The 17867-nt window shown below is 72.6% G+C and carries 17 protein-coding genes; 8 read left to right on the forward strand and 9 right to left on the reverse strand.

From position 1 onward, the window contains the following. Nucleotides 1–119: 119 nt before the first annotated feature. Both IG94_RS0125550 and IG94_RS0125555 read right to left on the reverse strand, forming a co-directional pair. Complete coding sequence (locus IG94_RS0125550; RefSeq protein WP_031041652.1) at nucleotides 120–1973, reverse strand: AAA family ATPase; 1854 nt, start codon at nucleotides 1971–1973, stop codon at nucleotides 120–122. Between the two features lie 431 nt (nucleotides 1974–2404). Beyond that, entirely contained in the window at nucleotides 2405–2974 is a 570-nt protein-coding gene (locus IG94_RS0125555; RefSeq protein WP_031041654.1) for a uridine kinase family protein, read from the reverse strand. A gap of 319 nt (nucleotides 2975–3293) precedes the next feature. On the opposite strand from IG94_RS0125555, the gene IG94_RS0125560 reads away from it, so the two are divergent. From IG94_RS0125560 to IG94_RS0125570, 3 genes are all read left to right on the forward strand, one after another. Continuing rightward, entirely contained in the window at nucleotides 3294–4679 is a 1386-nt protein-coding gene (locus tag IG94_RS0125560) for a peptidase C39 family protein (RefSeq protein ID WP_031041656.1), read from the forward strand. 160 nt (nucleotides 4680–4839) lie between these two features. Next, nucleotides 4840–4992 (forward strand): SCO1431 family membrane protein, encoded by a 153-nt coding sequence (locus IG94_RS41935; RefSeq protein WP_107060680.1) that lies wholly within the window; start codon nucleotides 4840–4842, stop codon nucleotides 4990–4992. A gap of 82 nt (nucleotides 4993–5074) precedes the next feature. Continuing rightward, a complete protein-coding gene (locus IG94_RS0125570) occupies nucleotides 5075–5731 on the forward strand; it encodes a TetR/AcrR family transcriptional regulator (protein WP_031041660.1) in 657 nt (218 codons plus the stop codon). Between the two features lie 58 nt (nucleotides 5732–5789). Here IG94_RS0125570 and IG94_RS0125575 read toward each other — a convergent pair whose 3' ends face one another. Further along, the gene (locus tag IG94_RS0125575) at nucleotides 5790–7046 is read right to left on the reverse strand and encodes a glycoside hydrolase family 18 protein (protein WP_031041662.1); all 1257 of its coding nucleotides are present in this window, start codon (nucleotides 7044–7046) and stop codon (nucleotides 5790–5792) included. A 359-nt stretch (nucleotides 7047–7405) separates the two neighbouring features. Here IG94_RS0125575 and IG94_RS0125580 point away from each other — a divergent pair, with 359 nt between their 5' ends. Beyond that, nucleotides 7406–8581, forward strand: coding sequence for an acyl-CoA dehydrogenase family protein (locus IG94_RS0125580; protein ID WP_031041665.1), 1176 nt, complete (start codon nucleotides 7406–7408; stop codon nucleotides 8579–8581). On the opposite strand, the gene IG94_RS44375 is transcribed toward IG94_RS0125580, so the two are convergent. Next, complete coding sequence (locus tag IG94_RS44375) at nucleotides 8544–8807, reverse strand: hypothetical protein (RefSeq protein WP_031041668.1); 264 nt, start codon at nucleotides 8805–8807, stop codon at nucleotides 8544–8546. The two genes, IG94_RS0125580 and IG94_RS44375, sit on opposite strands and share 38 nt — an antisense overlap. A 201-nt stretch (nucleotides 8808–9008) precedes the next feature. Then, complete coding sequence (locus IG94_RS0125590; protein WP_031041671.1) at nucleotides 9009–9446, reverse strand: hypothetical protein; 438 nt, start codon at nucleotides 9444–9446, stop codon at nucleotides 9009–9011. A gap of 276 nt (nucleotides 9447–9722) precedes the next feature. Between IG94_RS0125590 and IG94_RS0125595 the strand changes: the two genes are divergently transcribed. The 4 genes from IG94_RS0125595 to fxsA all read left to right on the forward strand — a co-directional run bounded on the left by IG94_RS0125595 (nucleotide 9723) and on the right by fxsA (nucleotide 14153). Beyond that, complete coding sequence (locus tag IG94_RS0125595; RefSeq protein WP_031041675.1) at nucleotides 9723–10163, forward strand: Lrp/AsnC family transcriptional regulator; 441 nt, start codon at nucleotides 9723–9725, stop codon at nucleotides 10161–10163. Nucleotides 10164–10451: 288 nt separating this feature from the next. Next, nucleotides 10452–12056 carry an amidohydrolase gene (locus IG94_RS0125600; RefSeq protein WP_031041677.1) on the forward strand — a complete coding sequence of 535 codons (1605 nt, stop codon included), beginning with the start codon at nucleotides 10452–10454 and terminating at the stop codon, nucleotides 12054–12056. Nucleotides 12057–12580: 524 nt separating this feature from the next. Beyond that, nucleotides 12581–13534 (forward strand): polyprenol monophosphomannose synthase, encoded by a 954-nt coding sequence (locus tag IG94_RS0125605; protein ID WP_224326281.1) that lies wholly within the window; start codon nucleotides 12581–12583, stop codon nucleotides 13532–13534. Nucleotides 13535–13580: 46 nt separating this feature from the next. Then, nucleotides 13581–14153 (forward strand): FxsA family membrane protein, encoded by a 573-nt coding sequence (gene fxsA, locus IG94_RS0125610; RefSeq protein ID WP_031041682.1) that lies wholly within the window; start codon nucleotides 13581–13583, stop codon nucleotides 14151–14153. A 195-nt stretch (nucleotides 14154–14348) separates the two neighbouring features. On the opposite strand, the gene IG94_RS0125615 is transcribed toward fxsA, so the two are convergent. The 4 genes from IG94_RS0125615 to yczE all read right to left on the reverse strand — a co-directional run bounded on the left by IG94_RS0125615 (nucleotide 14349) and on the right by yczE (nucleotide 17848). Next, on the reverse strand, nucleotides 14349–14723 hold the full coding sequence (locus IG94_RS0125615) for an RNA polymerase-binding protein RbpA (protein WP_003977404.1): 375 nt from the start codon (nucleotides 14721–14723) through the stop codon (nucleotides 14349–14351). Nucleotides 14724–15000: 277 nt separating this feature from the next. Continuing rightward, complete coding sequence (locus tag IG94_RS0125620; RefSeq protein ID WP_031041685.1) at nucleotides 15001–16356, reverse strand: MFS transporter; 1356 nt, start codon at nucleotides 16354–16356, stop codon at nucleotides 15001–15003. A gap of 53 nt (nucleotides 16357–16409) precedes the next feature. Beyond that, nucleotides 16410–17177, reverse strand: a complete 768-nt coding sequence (locus IG94_RS0125625; protein WP_031041688.1) for a glycerophosphodiester phosphodiesterase family protein — start codon at nucleotides 17175–17177, stop codon at nucleotides 16410–16412. Further along, complete coding sequence (gene yczE, locus IG94_RS0125630; RefSeq protein ID WP_031041691.1) at nucleotides 17174–17848, reverse strand: membrane protein YczE; 675 nt, start codon at nucleotides 17846–17848, stop codon at nucleotides 17174–17176. The genes IG94_RS0125625 and yczE overlap by 4 nt, the downstream gene beginning before the upstream one ends. Between the last annotated feature and the right edge of the window lie 19 nt (nucleotides 17849–17867).

Below are 17867 nucleotides of genomic sequence, written 5' to 3' on the forward strand. Positions count from 1 at the left end.
CGGGTGGGCGCAGCGGCACCCCGGCAGCGCCGGGCCCCCGCCCCCCCCCGCAACGCCGAACGCCCCGTCAACACCGGGCACGCCACCCACCCCCAACCCGCAGCACCGCCCCGCACACCTCACACCCCCGGAGTTTCCCCCGGCCCCCGCCCCGACAGCACCTCCCCATACGCCTGCATCAAGTCCGGCAACCGCAACGTCGCCAGGTCGTCCCGGGTCAACGCCCCCGGCAACACCGACAACCGCAGATCCCGGTACGCACAGCTCTTCTCGTACAGCGTCCGCAGGAACCGCCCGTTCCCCAACTCGTCGATCCACCCCTGGTCCACCACGTGCCCGGCGACGGACCGCAGCTCGTCCAGCGCCTCCTCGTCCCACACGTCCCCGTTCTCCGCCGCGAGCACCTCCCCGATCGACGTCAGCTCCAGCGGCCGGTACGACGGGAAGTCCACCCGCGTCGTGAAGCGCGAGGAGAGGCCGGGGTTGGCGCCCAGCAGCCGGTCCATGCCCTCCGGATAGCCGGCCAGGATCACCACCAGGTGGTCGCGGTTGTCCTCGGCCCGCTTCAGCAGCACCTGCAGCGCCTCGTCGCCGTACGCGTCGCCCTTGCCGTACCCGGAGTTGGACAGCGAGTAGGCCTCGTCGACGAAGAGGACGCCGCCGAGCGCGGAGTCGATCAGCTCGTTCGCCTTGACGGCGGTCTGGCCGAGGTACTCGCCGACCAGGTCGGCCCGCTGCGCCTCCACCAGGTGGTCGCCGCCGAGCAGGCCGAGGGCGTAGAAGACGCGGCCGAGGATACGGGCCACGGTGGTCTTGCCCGTGCCGGAGGGGCCGGAGAAGACGAAGTGACGTTTGGGCGGCCGGACCGGCAGCCCCTGCCCGGCCCGCAGGCGGGCCATGTTCAACTGCGCCGACAGCGCCTTGACCTGGCGTTTCACCGGCTCCAGGCCCACCATCCGCTCCAGCTCGGAGAGCGCCTCCTCCAGTAACGCCGGGTCCGTGGGCCCGCTGGGCAGGGACGGGTCGGATCCGTCCGCCTTCTCGCGCACCGGCGGCCCGGCGAACGAGGGCAGCGGGGGCAACGGGGGCTCGGGAGCGGAGAGTTTGAGGTCGCGCTCCTCGGTGCCGAAGAGCGGGTCGAGTCCGTCCGGGCCGTCCGCCGCGGCGCCGGTCCCGGCGAGCCCCGCGAGGTCCACGGCGTCGTCGTAGCCGTCGCCCTCGGCGATCGCCGCCAGCCGGGCAGAGGTGTCCATGAAGGCCGGGTCGACCCGGTGGACGGCCCGGTACAGCGGGAGCGCCGCGGCGCTGCGGCCCGTGCCCTCGTGGGCCCGTGCCAGCCAGTAGCGCAGCTCCTTGCGCTGCGGCTGCTCGCTCCGGCACCGCATGAGGGCCGCCGACAGCAGCGGCTCGGCCTGCCCGTACATCTCCAGGCGGACCCGGGCCATGCCGCTGAACAGGCCGGCCTCGATGCCGAGCAGCGGGTCGCCGAGGAGCGGATCGGTGTGCCGGACGAGCTGCTCCCAGTCCTTGACGAGGTAGGCGCGGCAGGCGTGCAGGAAGCGGACCTGTGGGTCGGTGTCCACGGGCGGCAGCCCGGCCAGGGCCCGGTCCAGCTCCGGGACGTGGCGGCCGTCCAGCCAGTGGGAGGCGTGGGCCAGCAGCAGGTCGCGGGGGCTCTCCAGGACGGGTTGCACCCACCAGCCGAGCCAATACCAGGAGTTGAGCGTGCGGCGGTGGCGGGCGCGCTGTTCGCCGAAGCGGTCGCGGTTGCGGAACATCTTCAGCAGCGCGTTGGCGGTGTCGACGCGCAGCGCGTGCAGTCCCAGCCAGCCGTCGGCCATCCCGGGGTCCATCCGCACCGCGGCCCTGAACTCCTCCTCCGCCTGCGGGTAGGCCCCCACGGTGTAGGCGTCCACGCCGCGCAGCCAGGCGAGTTCGGCCGGGGACTGTAGGCCCTGCGTGCCGAAGTCCATCAGGTCCCCCACGTACCGTGCCCCCGTCGGTATGCCGCCGAGCCGCTGCCCGTCGGCCGCCTCGGTCAACGGCGGTACCGTGGACCGGAGTTGCAAGGTGCGCGCGGCAACCGCCCGTAGGTCGCACCGAGGGCATCGTACCTGCGGCGGTCTGTCCTGCCGAAGGGGCGGGGAGTGGCCGTTCCACGAGGTGGGAGCAGTGGGGGCGCACGAAGGCGCGGTGACCGAGGGTGAGCGTCCGGCGCCGTGGAGCTGCCGGAAAACCGGCTCGGGGCAGAACGAAGCCCCCGATCACGGGGGAACAACCGGGGGCTTCGTGTCTGCGGGCGGCGTCGAACTGCCGCACCATCAGAACGTAAGACCTGTACGGGCCTTGGGTCAAGCGAAGTCGGGGCAGGTCGACCGGTCGCCGGCCCGCGATCTTCACGAGTTCAACACATTGCGGAAGGTCCGTCACCCAGCGTGAGGAAGTGGGCTTCGGATGCGGTTCCCGCGGGTCCCGGCAGCACCTCGTACCCCTCATTTCTCTGCCGTACCAGAAGGTGTGCGAAGGGGCGCGAGGGATCTTCGGCGAAGTGCCGGCGCTCGGCCGGGATCCAGCCGTCCCAGAACCCCCGTTGCTCCGCTCCGTCGCGCGCCCGCCCCCGCGCCCACGACGTCTCGCGCGGCAGATCCATCCAGAACAGCCGTGCCAGGTACGGGCGCAGCGCCGCGCGTCCCGCGCCCACGCCCTCAAGGAGGATCACCGGCGCGGGCGCCAGCGCACGCGGCGGTCCGAAGCAGCGGGCCCGCCAGTCGTAGGGGGTGTGGTGTGCGGTGTCGCCGCGCCGCAGCGGGTCGATCACCTGGTCGAGCAGCCGCCCGGTCCAGTCGAACAGCTGGTCGTGACTGGCGACGTCGTCGAGGTGCAGCACCGGCACACCGCCGAGACGGGCCGCCAGCACCCCCGCGAACGTGGACTTCCCGGAGCCGGCGTGCCCGTCGACCCCGATCAGGCGCACGGGGCCGCAGGACGGGGGGAGCCGGCGGAGCCGGTCGGCGAGGTCGGGGATGTCGGGGATGGCGGGTCCTGTGCGGCGGAGAGGGACAGCGGGGTGCGCCCCGCACTCTAACTCTCGTTGCCCCCCTGCTTCCCCCCGCTTCCTCCCACCGATCGCCTGCGCGCGCCCGGGGATGCCGCAGGCCGTCATCAATGGTCGACACCAATGTTCGTGGCGTGGCGCGTGCGGAAGTGCTGGCAGGAGCCGTCGGCTGCGGCCATAGTGGGCGCACAGCCGTGCAACCGACCCGCCCGCGTCGGAACCCTGGGGGTCTCCCGCCATGAGCAGAGCCGAACAGCCGTCCCGCAGAATCGTTCTGGCCGCAGCCGCCGCCGCGGCGGCCGTCGCGGGCGGCGCGCTCCCCGCCGCCGCCCGGGGCGCGTCCGGAGCGTCCCCTTCGGGCGGAGCCGCGAACCCCGGCCGGGCCGCCCGGCCGGTCGACTACCGGTCCTGGACCACGCTCGGCGACTGGCGGAGCGGAACCGCACGGGGCACCCGCCCCGTGGCGGGCGCCCGGCCCGGCCTGGTGATCGGCGACCCGGCGGGCACCACGGAGTACACCGACCCGCACACCGGCACCACCGCCACCTGGGAGTACGCGACCTGGACCTCGCCCGTCCACCGGCTCGCCGTGCCCGCGACGGAGGCCATCGCCTCGTGGAACGCGCGGACGCCGGCCGGCACCTGGATCCAGGTCGAACTGAAGGGCGCCTACTCCGACGGTTCGGACACTCCCTGGTACGTGATGGGGCGCTGGGCGGCCGGCGACGGTGAGCGGGACATCCGCCGGACCTCGGTCGACGGCCAGGGCGACGGCAGAAGCAGCGTCTGGACCGACACCTTCTCGGTCGACGACGCCGCGGGCGGACTGCGGCTGGCCTCCTACCGGGTCCGCCTCACCCTCCACCGCCGCCCCGGCACGCGCGCCACACCGACCGTGTGGCGGGTCGGCACGATGGGCTCGGACGTCCCCGACCGCTTCACCGTCCCGGCCTCCGCCCCGGGCCCCGCCCGGGAACTGCGCGTCCCGCGCTACTCGCAGGAGATCCACAAGGGCCAGTACCCCGAGTACGACAACGGCGGCGAGGCCTGGTGCAGCCCCACCTCCTCGCAGATGGTCGTCGAGTACTGGGGCGGCCGGCTCACCGAGGAGCAGCTCGCCTGGGTCGACCCCTCCTACGCCGACCCGCAGGTCTGCCACGCGGCCCGGTACACGTACGACAACCAGTACTCCGGGTGCGGCAACTGGCCCTTCAACGCCGCCTATGCCGCCACCTTCGAGGGCCTCCAGGGCGTGGTCACCCGCCTCGGCTCCCTGACCGACCTGGAGACGCTGGTCGCCGCCGGCATCCCGGCCATCACCTCCCAGTCCTTCCTGGAGGAGGAGCTGACCGGGGCCGGATACGGCACCGCGGGCCACCTGATGACCGTGATCGGTTTCACCGCCGACGGCGACGTGATCGCCAACGACCCGGCCTCCGACGACAACGACGCGGTGCGCCGGGTCTACCGGCGGCGCGAGTGGGAGAACATCTGGCTGCGGACCAAGCGGTACAACGCCGACGGCAAGGCCGTCTCCGGCACCGGCGGTGTCTGCTATCTCTACTTCCCGGCCCACCCGAGCCCGCGCCAGAGCGAGGCGCTCGCGGCGGTGGGTGTGCGCTGACCTGCGGCGCGTAACGACCGCACCTCGGCGGCCCCCGGCGGCTGGTGCCACCGCCGGGGGCGCGCTGTGACCGAGGTCTCGGCCGCAGAAGCCGCTCACGATGGCAAGGTGGACAGCATCACCGGGGGGTCCCACCGAAGCCCGAGATCAGTGAGATGCCATGACCGCACACACCGCCGCCACCGCTGCTCCCGCCGTCCGCACCCGTACCGGCGGCCCCCGGGACGAGGGCCCGAAGATCGTCGAGCACGTCATGGGCTGGACCCTGGTCGTGGTGGTCGCGATGCTCGTGGTTCAGCTGGGTCTGCTCTGACGTGACCTGCGTGTGACCTGTCCCACGTGCCGACCTGCCATACTGCGGATGTCCCGCCGCCCGTAGGAGACCAGGGTCGAAATTGAATATTAGTCAACAACGTGCCGACGCCCGTCCCCGGGCGCGCGGCACCGAGCGCTCACTGGCTCGCCGCGCCGAACTCATCGCCATCGGGCGGAGGTTGTTCGCCGACACGTCCTACGACGCGCTCTCGATGGACGACATCGCCCGCCAGGCGCATGTCGCCAAAGGGCTGATCTACTACTACTTCCAGTCCAAGCGGGGCTACTACCTGGCGATCATCCAGGACTCCGTGACCGACCTGGTCACCACCGCCGCGCGCGGCACCGAACTGCCCCAGGTGGACCGCGTCCAGCGCACCATCGACGGCTATCTGCGCTACGCCGAGCACAATCAGGCCGCCTATCGCACCATCGTCAGCGGCGGCGTCGGCTTCGACACGGAGGTGCACGACATCCGGGACGGGGTGCGCGAGGCCATCGTCGCCACCATCGCGGAGGGCGCGTACGGCCGCACCGACATCGGACCGCTGGCGCGCATGGGCCTGCTGGCCTGGGTGTGCAGCGTCGAGGGGGCCACCCTCGACTGGATCGGGCGGCCCGAACTGCCCCGCGAGACCATGCGCGAGCTGCTGGTGAAGTCGCTGGGCGGCACCCTGCGCGCCATCGAGGAGCTGAATCCGGACTGCCCCGCCCCGACCCCGGCCCGCCGGGACTGACGTAAGGGCGGAGACCCGAGCCGGCCTCCGCCCTTTCGCCCCCCGTGGGTGGGAACGGTCAGTCGATCGCCTTGATCAGCTCACCGTTCGCGGTGTCGCCACTGAGCTCCCAGAAGAACGTGCCGCCCAGTCCCTGCTCGTTCTTGTAGGCCATCTTGGTCGCGATGGTCTCCGGGGTGTCGTAACTCCACCAGTCGCTGCCGCACTTGGCGTACGCGGTGCCGCCCACCGTGCCGGTCGCCGGGCAACTGCTCTTCAGCACCTTGTAGTCCTCGATGCCGTCCTCGTACGTGCCCTTCGCCGGGCCGGTGGCGGTGCCGCCGGGCGCGTCCTGGGTGACGCCGGTCCAGCCGCGTCCGTAGAACCCGAGGCCGAGCAGCAGCTTCTCGGACGGGACACCGAGGTCCTTGAGCTTCGCGATCGTCGCCGAGGTGTCGAAGTCCGCCTTCGGGATGCCGTCGTACGAGGTCAGCGGCGAGTGCGGGGCGGTCGGTCCGGTGGCGTCCCAGGCACCGAAGAAGTCGTACGTCATCGGGTTGTACCAGTCGACGTACTGCGCGGCACCCGCGTAGTCGGCCGCGTCGATCTTGCCGCCGGACGTGGCGTCGGCCGTGATCGCCGCGGTGACCAGGTAGTCGTCGCCGAACTTGGCGCGCAGCGCGCTCATCAGCTTCGGGAACGCGTCCCGGCCGCTGGTGTCGCAGCTCAGGCCGCAGGCGTTCGGGTACTCCCAGTCGATGTCGATGCCGTCGAAGACGTCGGCCCACTTGGAGTTCTCGACCAGGTCGTAGCAGGACTGGGCGAACGCCGCCGGGTCCTGCGCGGCCTCCCCGAACCCGCCGGACCAGGTCCAGCCGCCGAAGGACCAGAGGATCTTCAGGTCGGGGTGCTTCTGCTTCAGTTCGAGCAGCTGGTTGAAGTTGCCGCGCAGCGGCTGGTCCCAGGCGTCGGCGGTCCCGTCGACGGACTCGTCCGCGGTATAGGTCCGTTCGGTCGCGGCGAAGGAGTCGCCCATCGCGCACTTGCCGCCGGTCACGTTGCCGAACGAGTAGTTGATATGGGTCAGTTCGGCGGCCGAGCCGGACGACTCGATGTTCTTGACGTGGTAGTTGCGGTCGTAGACGCCCCATTCCGTGAAGTAGCCGACGACCTTGGAGCCGGCCGCGGCCTGCGTGCCGGACTCGGCGGCGGGGGCCGGTGCGGTGGCCGTGGCGGGGCCGGCCCCGGCGAGCAGCCCGGCGCCGAGGGCGACCGTACACAGGGTGGAGAAGAGCGCCCGGACGGGGCGGACGCGGGGCAGGTGGGGGACGTGCATCGGGTGTCTCCTCGTGGGGGAAGAGGGAAACGCGCGCCGATTGGCATGAACGCGGTGACGCGTTCGGGGTCGTCACCGTAGAAGGACTAGACCAGTGCGGTCAATGGTGCGGACCATTTGTGCTCGTCCGGTACCGGAATTAGCCACTCCATGAGCGGCCCGGACATTTCTCGAAGTAAGCGGTCGTTAACTGGTGACTCCATGCCTCCGATCGGGCATACTCACAGCGCACAGCCGCTGGTCAGCCGCTTCCGCGACCCGGGAGTGCGAGCATCGACCAGGCCCGAACGACCAGGCGGAGCCGCCTCCACCCAAGGCGCACGCCCGCCGATGCGCCCGACAGGGAGGAGAGCGTCGCCATGCCCGACCGCGCCCCGCAGCCGGTGGACCGGCAACTGCCCACGGACGAGGCACGGGACCTGCTCTCGCTCGTCCGCGACATCGCGCAGCGCGAGATCGCCCCGAGCGCGGCCGAGGAGGAGGACACCGGGCGTTTCCCCCGCGAGGTCTTCCGCCTGCTCTCCGACTCCGGCCTGCTCGGCCTGCCCTACGACGCCGACCTCGGCGGCGGCGAGCAGCCGTACGAGGTGTACCTCCAGGTCCTGGAGGAACTGGCCGCCGCCCGGCTCACCGTCGGCCTCGGCGTCAGCGTGCACACCCTCGCCTCCTACGCGCTGGCCGCCTACGGCACCAAGGAGCAACAGGCCGAGCACCTGCCCGCGATGCTGGGCGGCGGCCTGCTGGGCGCCTACGGCCTCTCCGAGCCGGCCGCCGGCTCGGACGCCGCGTCGCTGCGGACCAAGGCCGTGCGCGAGAGCGGCGGCGACTGGGTGATCGACGGCACCAAGGCATGGATCACGCACGGCGGCGTCGCCGACTTCTACACCGTCATGGCCCGCACCGGAGAGGACGGTCCGCGCGGCATCACCGCCTTCCTGGTGCCCGGCGACGCCGAGGGGCTGAGGGCCGCGGTGCCGGAGCGGAAGATGGGGCTCAAGGGGTCGCCCACCGCCCAACTCCATCTCGACGGAGTGCGGGTCCCCGACTCCCGGCGCCTCGGCGACGAGGGCCAGGGCTTCGCCATCGCCCTGGCCGCGCTCGACTCCGGGCGGCTCGGCATCGCCGCCTGCGCGATCGGCGTGGCGCAGGCGGCGCTCGACGAGGCGGTCTCCTACGCGGGCGAGCGGCGGCAGTTCGGCAAGCCGATCGCCGACTTCCAGGGGCTGCGCTTCATGCTGGCCGACATGGCGACCCAGGTCGAGGCCGGCCGAGCGCTCTACCTGAGTGCGGCACGGCTGCGGGACGCCGGACTGCCGTTCGCCAAGCAGGCCGCCATGGCCAAACTGCACTGCACCGACGCGGCGATGCGGGTCACCACCGACGCCGTCCAGATCCTCGGCGGATACGGCTACACCGCGGACTTCCCGGCCGAGCGGTACATGCGCGAGGCGAAGGTGCTGCAGATCGTCGAGGGCACCAACCAGATCCAGCGCATGGTCATCGCCCGTCACCTCGTGGGTCCCGAGGGACGGTGAAGTCGCCGGTGGTGAAGTGGTCCCCGGGCCCGGGCGGGGGTGCCGCGAGCCTGGTCCACTCCGGGTCGTGGCGCCCCGGCAGCGTGCGGCCGCCGTCGGCCCAGGTGCGCATCAGCTCACGGTAGATCGGCGGGTCCTGGACCTGCGGGGCCCGCGGAACCGGTCCCGCGGGCACCGGGACGAACACGCGGCGCCGACTCCCGGTGTCCGAGTACGTGAGGGTCATACCAGGGCAACGCGGCGAAGTGCGGACAGGTCACGCCGGGTGCGGTCGAGCATGCGTCCACGGACGCACACCGAACCGCGCCGCGGCGCGCCGCCGGCCGTGGCGCCGGCGGGGTACGAGGGCGGGCGACGCCCCTCCGTACGTCCCCGGGACGTCACCCGGCCGGGGGCTCGGTGCCGGAGGGGGAGCGGAGCGGGTGGCTCAGGCCGCCTCGGGCCGCATCGTCGGCACCCGCATCGGGCGCGAGCCCGGACCGCCGACGTGGGAGAAGGGCTGGGTCCGCCAGTCGAGGCCCCGGGGGAGCGTCAACAGCAGTGCGGTGTCCTGCTCGTGGGGTTTGGACGAGTCGTCCGCGGGGCGGGCCTCGGCGGCCCGGCGGCCGGTGCCGGCGCAGACCGTGAGTCCGAACGGGTTCCACGGCGAGGCGCACAGCGCGTGCTCCGGCAGTACCTCCTCGTCCGCCAGCAGGGCGATGGGCTGCGCGCAGTCCGGGCAGATCACCCGGTACATCTCGAAGGTGTCGTAGGCGTCGAGTTCCTCGTCGTCGAGGGCGTCGGGTTCGACGCCCTCCGATACGGGCTCGACGACCGGCTGCTGCCGCTTGGACGTGGTGCGACCAGGGCGCTTAAGACTCTGCATGGGATTCTCCCCCTCGGGCTGGGTCGTGACGGCACTGCGGCCTCGACCACAGCAAGCACTTCCCGTCCCCCTTCCGGGGTAATCACGAGAACATCACGGAGACTGTTCGGACGGTGTGGTCTTCGTCACATGCCGTGTGTGGATGCCCCTGCGGCGGTTTTGCCCCGGCCTGCCCAGGGCCCCGGCACCGGCCGACACCCCGTCACCTCACGAACCGGCCATGACCAGGACCGCTCAGGTGTCCGAGGGATCGGCCGCCCTGTAGGTTCTTGCGTCATGGAGGAGCTGGACCGACAGATCGTGCAGCTGCTCGTCAAGGACGGGCGGATGAGCTACACCGACCTGGGCAGGGCCACGGGCCTGTCCACGTCTGCCGTGCACCAGCGGGTGCGGCGGCTGGAGCAGCGTGGCGTCATCCGCGGTTACGCCGCGGTCGTCGACCCGGAGGCCGTCGGGCTGCCGATGACCGCGTTCATCTCGGTGAAACCGTTCGACCCCAGCGCACCCGACGACATCGCGGACCGCCTGGCCGGCGTCCCCGAGATCGAGGCCTGCCACAGCGTGGCGGGCGACGAGAACTACATCCTCAAGGTGCGGGTCTCCACCCCGCACGAACTGGAGGAGCTGCTCGCCCGGGTCCGCTCCCTCGCCGGCGTGTCCACCCGGACCACGGTGGTCCTCTCGACCCCGTACGAGTCCCGCCCGCCACGCGTCTGACGCGCCGCCCTGGCGGGTGGTGTTCGGTTGCACCGTGGTCCGGTCCGGTCCGGCCTGGCGCGGCATGGTGTGGCGGGTCCCGGGGGCGTCCGTTCGGCCGGGAGTCGGGCCGCGGTGGATCCGGCCGGCGCGCAGAGGGTGTCGCCGCGCCGGCCGGTCCCGGGGCCGTCCGGCTGCGCATCCCCCTCGGGCGCCGCGGACTCCCCGGCGCCGTGTGTGCTCCCGCCCCCGGCTCCGCGTGGCCGCCCCGGCTGCCGAGCAGGCCCCGTGAGGGGCGAGACTGTGTCCATGAGTGAGTCCACCACCCCGCCCCCGACCGTCCTGCTCCGCCGCGGCGAGGTCCACAGTCCCGCCGACCCCTTCGCGACGGCCATGGTCGTCGAACGCGGCCAGGTCGCCTGGGTCGGCTCCGAGGGCGCCGCGGACGCCTTCGCGGACGGGGTGGACGAGGTGGTCGACCTCGACGGTGCCCTCGTCACGCCGGCGTTCACCGACGCACATGTGCACACCACCGCCACGGGACTTGCGCTCACCGGTCTCGACCTCTCCGGCGCCACCGACCGGGAGGCGGCCCTCGCCCTCGTACGGGACTTCGCCGCCGCCCGCCCGGGCGACCGGGTCCTCCTGGGCCACGGCTGGGACGCCGCCCGCTGGCCCGAGGGCGTGCCCCCGACCCGTGCCGAACTGGACGACGCCACCGGCGGCCGGCCCCTCTATCTCAGCCGTATCGACGTCCACTCGGCCGTCGTCAGCACCGCCCTGCTCGACCTGGTCCCCGACGGTGCCGCCCGCGCCGACGGCCCGCTCACCGGCGACGCGCACCACGCCGTACGCGCCGCAGCCCTCGGCGCCGTCACCCCGGCCCAGCGCGAGGAGGCCCAGCGCGCTGCCCTTGCCCACGCCGCCTCCCTCGGCATCGGAACCGTTCACGAATGCGCAGGCCCGGAGATCTCCGCCGAGGACGACCTCACCGGGCTGCTGCGCCTGTCGGCCGGGGAGCCCGGGCCCCGCGTGGTCGGCTACTGGGCCGAGCGGGACGTCGACAAGGCGCGGGAGCTGGGCGCGGTCGGAGCCGCCGGGGACCTCTTCGTCGACGGCTCCCTCGGCTCGCACACCGCCTGCCTCCACCAGCCGTACGCCGACGCCGGCCACACCGGCACCGCCCACCTGGACGCCGCCGACGTCGCGGCCCACGTCGTCGCCTGCACCGAGGCAGGCCTCCAGGCGGGCTTCCACGCCATCGGCGACGCCGCCGTGGCCGCCGTCGTGGAGGGCGTGCGCGCCGCCGCCGACAAGGCCGGCCTCGACCGGGTCCGCGCCGCCCGGCACCGCGTCGAGCACGCCGAGATGCTCACGCCGGAGACCGTCGCGGCCTTCGCCGAACTGGGTCTGACCGCCTCCGTGCAGCCCGGCTTCGACGCGCTCTGGGGCGGCGAGGACGGCATGTACGCCCAGCGCCTGGGCGTCGAGCGGGCCCGTACCCTCAACCCCTACGCGGCCCTGCTGCGCGCGGGCGTGCCGCTGGCCTTCGGCTCCGACAGCCCCGTCACGCCCCTCGACCCGTGGGGCACCGTCCGGGCCGCCGCCTTCCACCGCACCCCGGAGCACCGCGTCTCCGTGCGGGCGGCGTTCACGGCGCACACCCGCGGCGGGTGGCGCGCGATCGGCCGTGACGACGCGGGCGTCCTGGTGCCGGGCGCGCCGGCGGACTACGCCGTGTGGCGCACCGGCGAACTCGTCGTCCAGGCCCCCGACGACCGGGTGGCGCGCTGGTCGACCGACCCGCGCTCGGGCACCCCGGGGCTGCCCGACCTGACCCCGGGCCGGGAACTGCCGGTCTGCCTGCGTACCGTGGTGGGCGGCCGGACGGTCCACGTACGGCCGGGCGAGTGATCTCCACGGCCGACGGGGCGATGATCTTCGCGCGGCCACGACCTGCGGCTCCTCGCCGCTGACCTGCGCATTGGCGCAAAAGGCGCAGGTCGAACGACTGTTGACAGGCGGCGGCGGGGGGCCGGTAGGTTCGGCCGAGTCCACCACCGGACGCCCGACCGGGGAATCTTCCGCGCACGCGTCGCGGCGCCGCTGGGTCAGGGACGGTGCGCCGTACGGCACACCGCCACTGGGAGCCAGGCTCAGCGCTCGCACCGCGACGAGGGAACGTTCCGGCCGGTCGGGAGGTGTGACCCGGGTGGGGCCCGGGCGCTCAGTAGACAACGGCTCAGGACGACTCGCAGCCGGCGGGTCCCGGGCCGGCCCGAAGGGCGCCGGGCCCCCATCCGCAGTGCAAACGGCCCGAATCGGCCATCCCTACCCCGGTCTTGGGGAAACGACACCACCGCAGGCACGTCCTGTCACGTCACCGCAGGCGGTGGCGATTATGGTGGTGCTCTGCGTACGGACACGAAGGGGCAGTGGTGAACGACGGCGACGGGACGCCCGCGGCAGCGGAGCGGGGGAGGCGGTTCGGTCTCCTGGGCACGGCCCTGGTGATCATCCCGACCTACAACGAGGCGGAGAACGTCAAGGCGATCGTCGCGCGGGTGCGCGAGGCGGTTCCCGAGGCACACGTGCTCGTGGCCGACGACAACAGCCCGGACGGCACCGGCAAGCTCGCCGACGAACTGGCGGCCGAGGACGACCACGTGCAGGTCCTGCACCGCAAGGGCAAGGAGGGCCTGGGCGCCGCCTACCTCGCGGGTTTCCGCTGGGGACTGGAGCACGGCTACGGCGTACTGGTCGAAATGGACGCCGACGGCTCCCACCAGCCCGAGGAGCTGCCCCGCCTGCTGACCGCCCTCAAGGGCGCCGACCTGGTGCTGGGCTCCCGCTGGGTGCCCGGCGGCCGGGTGGTGAACTGGCCCAAGTCCCGCGAGATCATCTCCCGCGGCGGCAGCATGTACTCGCGGATCGCGCTCGACCTGCCGCTGCGCGACATCACCGGCGGCTACCGCGCCTTCCGCAGCGAGACGTTGCAGGGGCTCGGCCTGCAGGACGTCGCCTCCCAGGGCTACTGCTTCCAGGTCGACCTCGCCCGCCGGGCGATCAAGGCCGGGTACCACGTCGTGGAGGTCCCGATCACGTTCGTCGAGCGCGAACTCGGCGACTCCAAGATGAGCCGCGACATCCTCGTGGAGGCCCTCTGGCGGGTCACCACGTGGGGCGTGGGGGAGCGGGTCGGCAAGGTCCTGGGCCGCGACCGGCAGCAGCCGGGCGGGCGCTCCGACGCGGCGGCCGCCGAGCGGGCAGAGCCGGTGGAACCGCCGGAACCGGTGAAGGCGCTGGACCCGGTGGAGTCGCCGGAACCGGTGGAGCCGGTGGGCGACAAGCTGGGCGACAAGTCGACAAAGGCGTCGGACGGCACCCCCTGACCGGCCCCTTATGCCCATCTGAGCCGCGGCCAGGCACACTGGGAGTATGACGACTGGCGCCCAGACCCCCAGGACCCCTGCCCGGCCTCCGCGCTCCCGGCTGCGTACGTGCCTGCCGCTGGGCATCGCGGCGTGGCTCGTGCTGGAGATCTGGCTGCTGACCGTGGTCGCGGGCGCGTCCAGCGGCTTCATCGTCTTCCTGCTGCTGGTCGCGGGTGTGGTCCTCGGTTCCGTGGTCATCAAGGCCGCGGGCCGCCGCGCCTTCCGCAACCTCACCGAGACGCTGAACCAGCAGCAGTCGGGCACACCGGCCGAGGCCCGCCCGGGCAGTGAGGGCAACGGCCTGATGATGCTGGGCGGGCTGCTCCTGATCCTGCCGGGCCTGATCTCGGACGCGCTGGGCCTGGTCATGCTGCTGCCCCCGGTGCAGAAGGCCGTCAGCCGCTACGCGCAGCGGACGGTGGAGCGCAAGCTCCGCGACGCCGGTCCGGGCACCCTGGGTGACACCTTCCGGCAGGCCCGCATGCACCGCCCGGACGGCAAGGTCGTCCCGGGCGAGGTCGTCCGTGAGGACCCGGACGACACCCCGCAGGGCCCCCGTCCGCCCCTGTCCCGCTGACGTCCCGCTGAGCGCGGGGCTTTCCGCGCACGACGAGGCACGACGAGGCACGGCGGGGTCCGGCGAGCCGCGGCGGAGAGCTGCCGGGCGGCAGCCGCCGGCCACGACGAAAGCGGGCGCCGTACGTGGAAACCACGTACGGCGCCCGCTTTCGCTTCTGTAAGTGCCGAAGGACCGGCTCAGCCCCCGCAGGGACTACGCACTCTTACGGCTGTCCCGCGGATGCACCGCGATGTTCATAGCGCCGGAGCGCAGAACGGCCAGCCGCTCCTCAAGGACCTCTTCGAGCTCCTCGCGGGTGCGTCGCTCCATCAGCATGTCCCAGTGCGTACGCGCGGGCTTGGCCTTCTTCTCCTCAGGGCCGTCGCCGTCGACCAGGAGTGCCTGGGCCCCGCAGACCTTGCACTCCCACTCCGGCGGGATCTCCGCCTCTACCGAGAACGGCATCTCGAATCGATGCCCCTTCTCGCATGCGTACTCCACGGCCTGGCGCGGAGCCAGGTCGATGCCGCGGTCCGTCTCGTAGCTGGTCACCACGAGGCGCGTGCCGCGAAGAGCTCGCTCACTCATGAATCGTGCCTCCCGGGCTTGTCGCCCACAGGACAGGTGTCGCTGTCGTCGTCATCCGGTCAACGTCCGGGCGGCGGTAAAGATTCCCGTTCCGACTCCCGATCCGGGCCCTGCGTCGCCGTCGCAGCCGCAGCCTTGCAACCAGTGCAGTACCCGCCGACGTCCGGTTTGTCACCTCTGCTGGCAGATGTGACATAGCGTTTCGGCGCCTTTGACGCGCAGTAACGGTACGCCTGGCAGGCCAAACGCGTACACTACAGCCCTTTCGCGCCGAGCGCTAAATCCTTTCGGGTACCGGGTTGCCCGCGTCGCCGATCGCCCGCGCCACCGGCACCCGCGCCAGCAGCACGAAACCGATCACGAAGAAGGCCACCAGCGAGATGATGGCGTCCCGGTAGCTCCCCGTCAGCTGGTACGTGAGCCCGAACAGCAGCGGTCCCAGCCAGCTCATCCCGCGGTCGCTCAACTCGTACGCCGAGAAGTACTCGGCCTCCTTGCCCGGCGGGACCAGATGCGAGAACAGCGACCGCGACAGCGCCTGGCTGCCGCCGAGGACGAGCCCGATCCCGGCCGCCAGGGCGAAGAACCACACCGGCGCTCCGGCCGGCAGGAAGTACCCGGCCGCGAGCGTGACCGTCCAGGCGACCAGCGACCCCAGGATCGTGCGCTTCGCCCCGTACGTCCGGGCGAGCCGCCCCAGTGCCAGCGCGCCCGCCACCGCCAGGATCTGCACCAGCAGCACCGCCACGATGAGCGTGGACTGTCCGAGGCCCAGCTCTTCGGAGCCGTAGACCGAGGCCTGGGAGATCACCGTCTGGATGCCGTCGTTGTAGACGAGGTACGCCAGCAGGAAGGACAGGGTCAGCGGGCGCCGGCGCATGTCCCGCACGGTCGCCGCGAGCTGCCGGAACCCGGGCAGAGACGCCTCCCGCGCGGGAGCGCGCCGGTCGCGCAGCCGCCGGAGCGGGATCAGCGCGAAGGCGCCCCACCACAGTCCCGCCGACGCCAGGCAGATGCGGACCGCCGCGCTCTCGCTCAGCCCGAAGGACTCGTGGCCGGTGTAGAGGACCAGGTTGACGACGAGGACCAGTGAACCGGCCGCGTAGCCGAAGGCCCACCCGCGGGAGGAGACCGCGTCGCGCTCCTCGGGCGGGGCGATCTGGGGCAGGAAGGAGTTGTAGAGCATCATCGCCACCGACTGCGCGGCGTTCGCGACGATCAGGAGCAGACCGCCCAGCAGGTAGCGGTCGCCGTCGAGGAAGAACATGCCGGTGGTGGCCGCCGCGCCCGTGTACGCGGCGGCGGCCAGCAGCGGCTTCTTGCGCCCCGAGCGGTCGGCGGCGGCCCCCACCAGCGGCATGACCAGCACCGCCACGATCACCGACAGGGAGACCGAGTACGCGAAGAACGACCCGGCCCGCACGGGTATGCCCAACGGGTGGACGTACCCGTCGGCGTCCGCCGCGGACTCGGCCACCGACGTCAGGTAGGGGCCCAGGAACACGGTGAGCACGCTCGTCGAGTAGACCGAGCACGCCCAGTCGTAGAAATACCAGCCGCGCTGCTCGCGCCGCCGTTCAGCCGCTTCGTCGGCGCCGCCCGCCGCGTCGCTGTGCAGGGTGTCGGTGCCCACCCGTGCCCTCGCTTCCCCGTGAACGCGCGCCGCCCCCGGAACGCGGCCGGGGCTCAGACCCAGACGCCGCGGTCCTCCATGACCTTGCGCAGTACGTCGATGTGATCGGTCATGATGCCATCCACGCCGAGGTCCAGGAGCCGGTGCATGCGGCCCGGGTCGTTCACCGTCCAGACGTGCACCTGCAGACCGCGCGCGTGGGCGGTCTGCAGGAAGCGGCGGTCCACCACCGGGACGCCGGACTGCGCCTCGGGCACCTGTGCGGCCACCGCCGAGCGGCGCGCCGCGGCCGGGAGCCCCCAGGAGCGCAGCCGCAGACCCAGGACGCCCCGGATGCCGTACGAGGTCGCCAGGCGCGCCCCCGCCAGCCGCTGGGCGCGGACCACCCGGGCCTCGGAGAACGAGCCGACGCAGACCCGGTCCCACGCGTTCGTCCGCCCGATCAGCTCCAGCAGGGGACGCAGCGCCGCCTCCGCCTTCACGTCGATGTTCCAGCGCACCCCGGGCAGCGCCTCCAGAAGTTCCTCGAAGAGCGGCACCGGCTCCTCGCCCGCCACGCGCGCGTGGCGCACCTCTTCCCACCGCAGGTCGGCGATCCGCCCGCCCCCGTCCGTCACCCGGTCCAGGGTCGCGTCGTGGAAGGCGACGAGCTTGCCGTCGCGCGTGGCGTGGACGTCGGTCTCGATGTACCGGTAGCCCGTCTCGACCGCGCGCCGGAACTGCCGCAGCGTGTTCTCCAGGCCGTCCGCCGCGCCGCCCCGGTGGGCGAAGGCGAGCGGGCCGGGATGGTCCAGGTAGGGGTGGCGTATCGGCGTGGTCACCGACGCAGTATCGCGCGCCGCGGTGTACCGGCTGCAACGACCGTGCCGCCGGACGGTGCCGCGGGAACGGCGAACACGCTCAGGAACACCTGGGTGAGCGGACCGATCGCGACGGCGTAGAGCAGGGTTCCGGCACCGACCGTGCCGCCGAGGGCGAAGCCCGTGACCACGACGGTGATCTCCACGGCCGTGCGGACCAGGCGCACCGAGAGCCCGGTGCGCCGGTTCAGCCCGGTCATCAGACCGTCACGCGGACCCGGACCGAACCGCGCGGCGATGTACAGCCCGGTCGCGGCACCGTTGAGCACGATGCCGGCCACCATCATGGCGATCCGCGGCGTCCAGCCGTGGGCGTCGGGCACGATGCCCAGCGAGGCGTCCATGGCGGCACCGATCACGAGCACGTTGGAGACCGTGCCGAGCCCCGGCCGCTGGCGCAGCGGTATCCACAGCAGCAGGACCGCGGCCCCCGTGACCGTCAGCACCACACCCATCGACAGACCCGTGTGCTCCGCGATGCCCTGGTGCAGCACGTTCCACGGCTCCAGACCGAGCCCGGACCTGACGAGCAGGGCGGAACTGGCTCCGTACAGCACAAGACCGCCGTAGAGCTGGATCAGACGCCGCGCGAGCTGCCTGGGCTGCCGTGATCGGCTGGACCGCCTGGACAAGATGTGCCCCCTGTGTGGT

The sequence above is a fragment of the Streptomyces olivaceus genome (assembly GCF_000721235.1).
GTDB classification, from domain to species: Bacteria; Actinomycetota; Actinomycetes; order Streptomycetales; family Streptomycetaceae; genus Streptomyces; species Streptomyces olivaceus.